Genomic DNA, 8,915 nt, shown 5'->3' with positions numbered 1-8,915 from the left:
CGAACGCGCCATCCTCGGTGGGGGTCGCGGTTGCGTCGGGGGCCAGGAAGGCGGTCGCGGCGGTGCGGTTCATGTCGGCGTCCTCCTGCTTTCGGGTCGGCTGTGGGCCGCAGCATTGTGCCCCGCCGCGCGAGGAGTACACCCGATCGAGGTGGGTTTTTTTGCACCGCGGCAGGCACACGCCCCGTGCCGCCGGGGTCGCCATCCGATATGCCGGGTTCGCGGGGGTCGAATATCGATTCCCGCGAGCGGACGACGCTTGAGGCGCGGGTCACCGGGCAGGTGTGCGGGCACGGCGGTATCGGGCTCCGGACAGGCTCGGCCGGGTACGAACGGGCAGGTCACGGCCCTGCGGTGGATTCGTGGTCTCCCGCTTCGGTCCCGCGCGCGGACCAGCCCGGAGCGGGCGGCGGGCGAGTCGTTGCGTGCCCACGTGCCCAGGTGGAACTCGACACCATCCGCCAAAGTACCCGAGAGGAAGGTCATGCTTCGACGTCGTCGTTTCCTCGTCCGGTGGCGTGTGCCACGACAAACCGGGGCTTGCGCCCGGGCCCGTACAGCTGTGGGATCCACCCTCGCCGACTGGGGGTGGGACGGGGACCGCGAGGCCGTGACGGTTCTGGTCCTGTCGGAGATGTTGACCAACGCACAACTGCACACCGACAAAGACGTGGTCCTGGCCATATGCCGGACCCGACGCGGTATCCGGTTGTCGGTCACCGACGGCGATCCCCGAACGCCGACCCGGCGCGACACCGACCCGGAACGCGGGGGCGGCTTCGGGCTGCACATCCTCGACACGCTCGCCACCGAGTGGGGCGTCCGGGCGCGGCGGGGCGGCAAAACCGTGTGGGCCGACATCGAGGGCCCCGCTCCGGAGAGAGCCGTTGCGCCGGCGCCGGGGCGTGCCCGATACGGAGCCGCCTCGATCCGTGCGGCCCTGGGCCGCGGACGCCGCGCGGGAACGGCGGGCTGGGCTGCGGCCCGCCGAGGAGTGCGACCGCCCCGACCGCAGGTGGCGGTACGGCGGCGGGCCCGCGCGGTCCGCTCGTGGGCGCGCGGGGGTTCGCGTGCGATGCTGCCGGGTGCCCTCGTCAGGGATTGATTCGGGCGGCGGGCGCGCCGGCCGGGCGCGGCGTGTCCCCGATTCGGCGCGGTCAGGCGCTCGGACCGTGCCATTTCAGGAGCAGGATGGTGGCATCGTCCCGGAGACGGTCGTGGTGGTATTCGCGGATCGCGCGGATGAGCCTGCGCAGGGTTTCGGGGGCGGGGAGGCCATCGGCTATGTTGCGAATGACGAAGTCGACGAACCGGTCGAGTCCGAAGACCTCCCCGTGGGGATTGCGCGCGTCGGTCACGCCGTCGGTGTAGAGCAGGAGCCAGTCGCCGGGTTCGAGTTGCTCGTCGTACAACCTGACCGGTAGGCCCATGTCGGTGCCCATAGGGTGGGCGGGCGGGCGTTCCAGGGTGGCGACCCATTGGCCGTTGCGGATTACGATCGGTGGGTGGTGGCCGCGGTTGACCCAGGTCAAGGCGCCGGTGAGCAGGTCGAGTTCGGCGATGATCGCGGTGGCGTAGCGGCTGCGGCCGAACTGTTCCATGAGCGCGGCCTCGATCGCCTCGCTGGTTTCGACCAGGCCCACGCCGTTGCGGCGGCTGCTGCGGCAGCCGGCCAGCGCGAGGGCGACGGTGAGGCCGGCGGAGGTGTCGTGGCCCATGGCGTCGAAGACGGCCAGGTGGGCGGTGTCGCCGTCGACCGCGTACTCGTACGCGTCGCCGCCCATCTCGTACGCCGGTTCCATGGCCGCGCTGACGGTGGCCCGTGTGCCGGCGAAGGAACCGGGCGGCATCAGGGTCCATTGCATCTCGGCGGCCAGGCCCATCGGGCGGGTGCGGACCATACGTTCGTAGGTGTCGCTGTAGGCGCGTTTGCCCACGAGGAGCAACCCCACCAGGAGTGCGAGGTCGGACGCCTCGTCGAGGACGGCGTTGCCGGCTTCGTCGGTTTCCAGGCCCAGGACACCCAGGCGTTCGGCGCCGTCGACGAGAGGCAACCACAAACGCCTGGGGGGTACTTCGCCGGACTCGACGAGTTCGACGCTCTGGTAGGCGCGACCGGCCAGCGTGGCATCGATGCGAAGCTCCGCTTCGGGAACCACGTCCGCTGCCCCGGTGCGCTCGCCCGAGCCGCGGACCAGGCGGAGAATCTGCTGTTGCACGTCCACGAGGTAGATCAGCGGGCGGGCCAGGCCCAGCGCCGGAGCATGAGCGGCGATCAAACCCGGAAGATCCTCCAGAATGGCGTGGCGACTCGCCCGGAGTAGACCGCCCGCCGTGATCGCGTCGTTCGAAAGAGGCTTCACACGGCATCCCGTCCCTGGTTACCCGCATTCCCGAGGTCGATCGCGACGGCTTCGGACGAACTTCCCGGGCAGCATTCGAACATAACAGACATCGCCTCCGCGGCCGTCGCAACGCCCGAGCCGGCGCCTTCGGGTGGCTCGGACGGTGGTCGTCCGCGCCGCTCGGCGTAAGTGGGACTTTTATTGCTCTGATGGACACAATTCTACAAACACGACACGAAAGCCGTACGACAGCACGCCGGGCACAACGACCGCGACCGGCCCGAGGTGACGCCGGCCTACCCTCTTTCCGAGGTCCCGACCTCGATGCCCGGAATGGGCGTCAGGACCGCGGCCACCCTCCTCGTGAGCATCGGCGACGCATCGTCGTTCCCGACCGCCGCCCACCTCGCCTCCTCCGCGGGTCCCGCCCCGGCCGGCACCCACGACACGCACTCTCACCGGGACGCGAACAGCCCGCAGGGACGTTCGGTGCCACCCGTGCCCGTGCGATCGGCTGGCTCCCGGTAGGCGAGGGCCGGGCGTTCGTGTCGGTGACCTACCACATCACCGGAAGCCGTTCCGGAATCCGCTTCATGAAGCCTGTGCGCCAAACCAACTGATCCACCGGAATGGCGAGTTCGAGGTCCGGCAGTCGATCCGGCAGCGCCTCCAAGGCGATCCGGGCGTGGGCGCGTCCCAGTGCGGTGGCGGGACAGTAGTGCGCACCGGCGCCGAAAGAGATGTGGCCGGTGGCGTTGGTGCGGTCCAGGTCGAAGCGGTGGGGGCCCGGGAATGCCTCCGGGCCGAAGTTCGCGCCCTCGACCAGCACCAGAACCAACTCGCCCTGCTTGACGTCGACGTCGACGTCGCCGAGCCGCACGTCGGCGAGGGCGAGCCGGGACAGGGCGTCACCGATGGACAGGTTGACTCGCAGCGGTTCCTCCACGCCCGCTTCGACCAGGTCGCGGCGCTCGCGCAGCAGGTTCCAGGTGGTGCGGTGGGCGAGGAGGTGGACCAGGGCCATGGTGAGAAAGCCGGAGGTGGAGACGGTGCCGGCGCCGAACACGGTGACGCCGACGGTGGCCGGCATCTCGTCGACCCAGGCGCGGCTGCGCCGGCGGCCCATGTCCGGCTTCCGCGGCAATACCGCCTACCAGGAGATCCACGGGCAGTTGAAGCACCTCCGCCCCGGGTGTGCCCCGCCAGTACGCGTTGACGGTCCCGCCCGAGGTCGTCAACAACCTGGGCAACAGCCTGGTGCACCCGCGCACGACAGCACGGAACGCCGTACATACCGCGGCGCGGCCGAATACCGGGATCCACCCCAACCCCACATGCGGACCGACCGTGCTCGCATACCGCCAGGGTTTACCCGGTTCTCCTGCGCTCGTTGGATGCCGAGTGTGCTGCCGGGCGCCTAACGTGCCGTGGTCGGGACGGTTCGCGTACAGGGTGGCGAACGACGTCCGGCGCCGAACGAGTCTGTGATTTCCTGGAGTTCAGTGTGTCCGAAGCGCAGCGTGATCTACCCGGCACGCCTCGACCCGTATCCGCCCCGCCGCCTCCTGCGGCTTCGCCCGCCCCGGCATTTCCGCCCTTTCCGCCTCCGGTCGGGCCGGGGGAGGTCGGCGGGCGGGAGCGTTCCGGCGTGTTTGCGGGTGGTCCGGTCGGATGGGTCGCACTGGTCGCGGCGGGCATCGTATCGACCGTGGTCGCCGCCTTGATGATCAACGGCACGGACGGCGGCGGCGGACACGATCGCAAGGCGTTCCAGGATCCCGCCGGAGCGGGACCGCCCGCCGCCGCGGAGCAAAAGCCGATGCCGGCTTTCCCGTCGATCGACACCACGGGCCGGATGCCGCCGGAGAGCGCGAAGCCGGTGCGCACCGCCGACGTCCGGCCCTCGGCGCCGCCCGCGCCCGCGAAGGACGGCAGGTTCACGGCTCGACCCGACGACCCGACCACGTGGCCGGACGCGTGCGACATCGTCACCGCCGGCGACGTCCGGGAGGTCTTTCCCGAAGTGCGCGGCGTCGAAGTCGTCGGGACCGCCGACGCCCGCGGATTCCTCAAGAGCAAGGGGCCCGCGTTGCGCAGTACGACCTGCAAGCTCACGCTGGACACACCTCGGGTGATCGACGCGTACAGCACGATCAGCCTGACCGTGGACATCGTGTCGATCGCCACCGGCGCCGAGATGACCCACGACTGGGAGTTCACCGCCTCCGGCCCGCGCCGGGCCGCCGACTACCGGGAGTTGCCGCCGTCGGCGGGCGCGGATGCCGGCTACAGCGCGCAGGGAGGCGTGCAGTTCCGCAAGGACGAGTTCATCGTCCGGATCACCCCTCTGGGCCACCTGTCCACGCCGGACGGGTACCCCCAACGCGGCTGGGAGGCCGACCTGTTGCCCCGACTCGTCCCCAAGGCCGCCGCCCGTCTGTGACCGACGGCGGGCAACGACGACGGAACGGCGATGGACCACGCACCGGACGCGACGTACACCCGAGCGCCGGCAACCCGCCAGAAGGCACACGGAAACGACACCGAAGCGTTCACGCGACCACTCCTTGCCGAAGTCGATGCCGACGGCGCCGAGCAGGCGTGGATGGTCGTCGAGTCGGCGGGCTTCGCGGCCTGGGCCGTCGTCGCCATGCCCAGGAGGGCGCGCGTGTTGCCCAGGGTCTGCGCATCTCTGTCGGGAAGTCGATTCGATTGTCTATTCGGTGCGGTCCGGCCCTTCCCCGGCCAGTCTTCGATAGACCTCGTCGAGTCCCGCAGCCCGCCGAGCTTGGGCGAACTTTCCCATGAGGCTCATCGCGCGGTCGAACTCGGTACGGATCTGCGCCAGCAGCTCCCCGAATTCGGGCCTCCTGCTCACGAGGCGTTCCAGGACCTCCACCAGCCGCGCTGTCACGAGCAGGGCGTCCTCAAGCCGTTCTGCTGTCGCGAGACATCTCCGTAGATCCCTCAGTGAGCCGGTGAACCGTCCCAGGTAGGCGTCCTCGTCTTCGTCAGCCAGCCGCTCATAGATGGCAGCGCCCCTTTGGCAACTGGCGACTGCCGCGTCGTGAGCGCCTGTTGCGATCTGGATGTTGGCGAGGTTGTGCAAAGCGGCGGCGAGACCGGGCCGGTAGCGGTCGTCAGCGTCGGCGAGCTGCTCGTAGAGCTCGACGGCCCGTAGCAGGGGCCGGACTCCGTCCTCGGGACGTCCCAGGCCGAGGTGAATGTTGCCGAGTACGTGTAGCGCGTAGGCGAGGTTGATGCCATCGCGAATGAGATCGAATCGAGGCAGGCCCTCGCCCAGCCGAACAGCCTCAAGGGCCGAGGCCGGCGCCTCGTCGCGATGACCGAGCCGCGCGTGGCAGTCGGCCAGCCTGGCCAGCGCGGGCACGAGCTCGGCTCGGGATCCGGCCGCGCGCAGCAACTCCACCCCTTCTGCGGTGTGCTCCAGTGCTTCCGGGAGACGCCCCAGCTGCGCATACCGGTCGCCGAGGTTGATCAGCGCGTTCGCCAGTGTCGAGTGTTCGGACACATCGAGCCGCCTGGCGGCCTGTACGGCCTCCTGCGCCGCGGTGAGGGCTGCGTCGGGTCGACCGAGGGCGGCCTGGATCCCGCTGAGCGCGGACAGTGTCGGGGCCGGCTCGGCGAGCCGCGGCGGTTCCGCGCACTGCCGGAGCAGCGCCTCGACTTCCCGGCAGACGGGCAGTGCGTCGGCATGCCGGTCCAGTTCGGTGAGCAGGTCCACGAGCTGCCGCAACGATGCGGCGAGGGCTGCGTTCGTGCTTCGCCTGCTGAGTGCGACCGCTTCCTCGGCGGTGGCGATCGCATCGTCCGGCCGGTTGAGCCGGAGATGGATCCGAGCGAGTTGCCGCAGGTTCCGGATCAACACGGTGCGGTGGCGTGACGGGTTGGCCTCGGTGAGCCGGCGGCCCACGGCGACCGCGCGTTCGGCGGCGGCAAGCGCGTCCTCGTACCGGCCGAGAAGCACGTTCACACTCGCGACGTTGTGCAGGTCGTACGGCAGGGAGGGCAGGTACTTGTCCGGGCGCTGCCCGGCGTGACGCTCGCGCAGCCCGATGGCCTCCGTGGTCGCCGCGAGTGCCTCCTCGTAGCGGTGCTGCCCGGACAGGATGGCGCTCAGGTACCCCAGCGCCTCAGCCAGCACCGGCACGTAGTAGGCATCGCCCCCTTCGGCGAGTCGGCGCAGGACCGGTAGCGATTCGGCGTTGGTCGCGAGCGCGTCGGTGGGCCTGCCCAGTTCCAGCTGGACGCCGCTCAGCGTGTGCACGGCGAGGGCGAGTCGCGCGCCGTCCCCACTGCCCTCTTCAATCAGTCGCCGTTGCAGCGCGACGGCTTCTTCGGCGGCCTGGAGTGCTTCCCGATGCTGACCGCGTTTTGAGTGTGCTGACGCGAGATTGCTCAGGTCGAAGGATAGTTCGGAGAGATATTCTTCAGGATCGCGGTCGACGAGCTGCCGACGCACTCGCACACATTCCGCGCTCAGCGCGAGGACTTCCTCGTCCCGGCCGGCCTTCTCGTAACGGTGAATCAGCTGCGACAGCCCCGTGATGAGAACGCCGAGGCCGTTGTCCGGGTCGATGTCCGCCATCCCACGGAAGAGGGGCAGTGCCAACCGCATCATCGTGCACAGCAGTTGCGCGCCGCGTTCGTGGTAGTCGGGCACTTCGGTTTGGAGTCCGGCGCAGGCGAAGGCGAGGGCGAGTTCGGGGTCCTTTCGTTCACCGCAGAACGTCAGGGCGCTGTCCAGCGCGGTTGCCAGGAGGCCGTCCGGGTCGTCGAGTGCCGGCCGTACGAGGGACGCAAGGTTCGCCGTCAGAAATCCGCGCAGCGCCGAGTGCACCGCCGGGCGGCGCTCCGCAGCCAGCCGCACGGTGGCCAGCATCCGACTGCGGTGGCGTGTACTCGTCGTGCCGTGGCCGTGTACGGCGGCCATCACCTGCCCGAGGCCGACGGTGCCGAGTGCCGCCGAGTCGAGCAGTTCCTCCACCAGCAGGTCCGGTCCCAGCGAAGCCAGGAGGGGTTCTCCCGGGTACAACTCGGCCAGCCAGTAGCCGATTCGATCGCGCCGCTCGCGTTGCGCCGCCTCGGAGAACTCGGGCAGCGCCGCGAGCATGCCGGCGACCTCGTCGGCCGAGGGACCGGTGAGCACGGCAGCCAGCACGGCGCGTACAGCGTGCGTCTCATGCAGATCGGCGAGCTGGTGCACCGTCCGCAGCCGGGCCCACCGGTTCCGTTCGCGGTCCAGCAGATGAGCCGGGACATCCTCGCGCACGGAACGCGAGGAGCCCGGTTCTCGGCGCCCGCCGTGCACCGCCAGCAGCGCGGCCACGTGTACGAGCAAGGGGTTGGCGAACTCGTCGTCGGTCACGTCCGGGACCGCACCCGGCTCGATGCCGAGGCGCTGCCCAAATGCCTCCATCGCAGCTTCTGCGTGCTCCCGGCGCTCAGATGGGGAGAGCGGGTGCTCGGCCAGGTTACGGTGCAAGTTGGTGAACAGCGAAGTGGTGCGGTGGCTGGTCCGGTCGACGTCGGCCCACCAGTGCGAGCGCGCCGCCGGTTGCCGCGCCAGCAGCAGCACCCTCACCGGCGGTCCGGATATCCGGCCTGCCAACCGTTCCAGCGCGGCGCCGAGACAGGCGAGCCACGCTTCCGGGTAGTCGACGACCATCAGCGTGGACGCTTCGGGGACGTACTCGGTAAGTGCCTGTGTCGTTGAGACCAGGCCCGCCTCCCAAGCGCTCGCCCGCATTCGGTCGCACAGCTCCGCGGCGAGACGGCTCTTACCGGACCCGCCTTCGCCCGCGATGACGCCGATGCTGAACGGCCGGTCCTCGGCGCACCACGCCTTGAGTTCATCGAGCAGGTCGTCCCGCCCGAGGTACGGCACCACGCCGAAGCTCGGCAGCAGCATCCACACTTCCGGTGCGTCCGGCGCCAGTTGCCTGTACGGCGGGTCGAGGGGTGCAGGCGCCGCCCGGGCCCCGCCTGCCTCGGACCCGGCGTCCCGCTCGGTCAGGCCGTGACGAGGCGATGCGGCCGCCAGAGTGCGCTCGTGCTGGGCCAGATGTACGAGCTCCTGCCAGTACGCGAGGCGCTCGGCGCCTTTACCGGCTCGACGGCTCCACAGGTCGGCCAGGGCCCACACTTGGCGATCGCTGCGAGTTTGGGGGACCTTCGCGGCGACGGGGTCCGGGGGCAGCCACTCGCTGATCAGCTTGCCGCGGAAATCCGCGATCTCGTATGGGGGTTGGCGCAGCGCGGTCTCGATGGCCTTCTGTGACAGGGGTCGTTCGCCGGCGTCGCGGGCCGCCCGATCCGCGTTGGCCTTGAGGCTCCGCAACTCGTCGTACAACTGCGGCGCATACTGCCGCGCCACGCTGCCTCCTCCCGGCCTTCCCCGGTCCGCAGGCGCCCGACCCGCCCGATCCTCCGGCTGCCGAGAACGACGGAAAGCGGTCCGATCAGGAGCTTAAAGGGGTTTCACCCGATGCGCCCGCTGCTTCGGACAACCCGTCGGAACCACCTGGATGTTGGCTTCATCGGCAGGCC

General features: G+C 70.1%; 5 protein-coding genes and 1 pseudogene. 3 read left to right on the top strand and 3 right to left on the bottom strand.

Features of this window, described 5'->3' with window-relative positions:
* Positions 1-484: 484 nt before the first annotated feature.
* On the top strand, positions 485-1,105 hold the full coding sequence (locus ACH4XV_RS47940) for an ATP-binding protein (RefSeq protein WP_395800865.1): 621 nt from the start codon (positions 485-487) through the stop codon (positions 1,103-1,105).
* A gap of 52 nt (positions 1,106-1,157) precedes the next feature.
* Here ACH4XV_RS47940 and ACH4XV_RS47935 read toward each other — a convergent pair whose 3' ends face one another.
* Entirely contained in the window at positions 1,158-2,279 is a 1,122-nt protein-coding gene (locus ACH4XV_RS47935; protein WP_395800863.1) for a PP2C family protein-serine/threonine phosphatase, read from the bottom strand.
* 360 nt (positions 2,280-2,639) lie between these two features.
* Here ACH4XV_RS47935 and ACH4XV_RS47930 point away from each other — a divergent pair.
* Positions 2,640-2,828, top strand: a pseudogene (locus ACH4XV_RS47930) (transposase); the annotation flags it as partial.
* A 73-nt stretch (positions 2,829-2,901) separates the two neighbouring features.
* Here ACH4XV_RS47930 and ACH4XV_RS47925 read toward each other — a convergent pair.
* Positions 2,902-3,471 (bottom strand): cytochrome P450, encoded by a 570-nt coding sequence (locus ACH4XV_RS47925; RefSeq protein WP_395800861.1) that lies wholly within the window; start codon positions 3,469-3,471, stop codon positions 2,902-2,904.
* A 582-nt stretch (positions 3,472-4,053) separates the two neighbouring features.
* Here ACH4XV_RS47925 and ACH4XV_RS47920 point away from each other — a divergent pair.
* Positions 4,054-4,788, top strand: coding sequence for a hypothetical protein (locus ACH4XV_RS47920; RefSeq protein ID WP_395800859.1), 735 nt, complete (start codon positions 4,054-4,056; stop codon positions 4,786-4,788).
* Between the two features lie 273 nt (positions 4,789-5,061).
* Here the strand turns inward: ACH4XV_RS47920 and ACH4XV_RS47915 are convergent, their stop codons facing one another.
* On the bottom strand, positions 5,062-8,742 hold the full coding sequence (locus ACH4XV_RS47915; RefSeq protein WP_395800857.1) for a tetratricopeptide repeat protein: 3,681 nt from the start codon (positions 8,740-8,742) through the stop codon (positions 5,062-5,064).
* Positions 8,743-8,915 lie beyond the last annotated feature (173 nt).

It is taken from the genome of Embleya sp. NPDC020630 (genome assembly GCF_044334985.1).
Classification (GTDB): domain Bacteria; phylum Actinomycetota; class Actinomycetes; order Streptomycetales; family Streptomycetaceae; genus Embleya.
Note: the sequence above shows the minus strand (reverse complement) of the source record. Positions and strands in the feature narration are given on the sequence as shown.

Coding starts and splice junctions, on each gene's coding strand:
- ACH4XV_RS47940 (WP_395800865.1), top strand. CDS start 485: ATGCTTCGACGTCGTCGTTTCCTCGTCCGGTGGCGTGTGCCACGACAA.
- ACH4XV_RS47925 (WP_395800861.1), bottom strand. CDS start 3,471: ATGGGCCGCCGGCGCAGCCGCGCCTGGGTCGACGAGATGCCGGCCACC.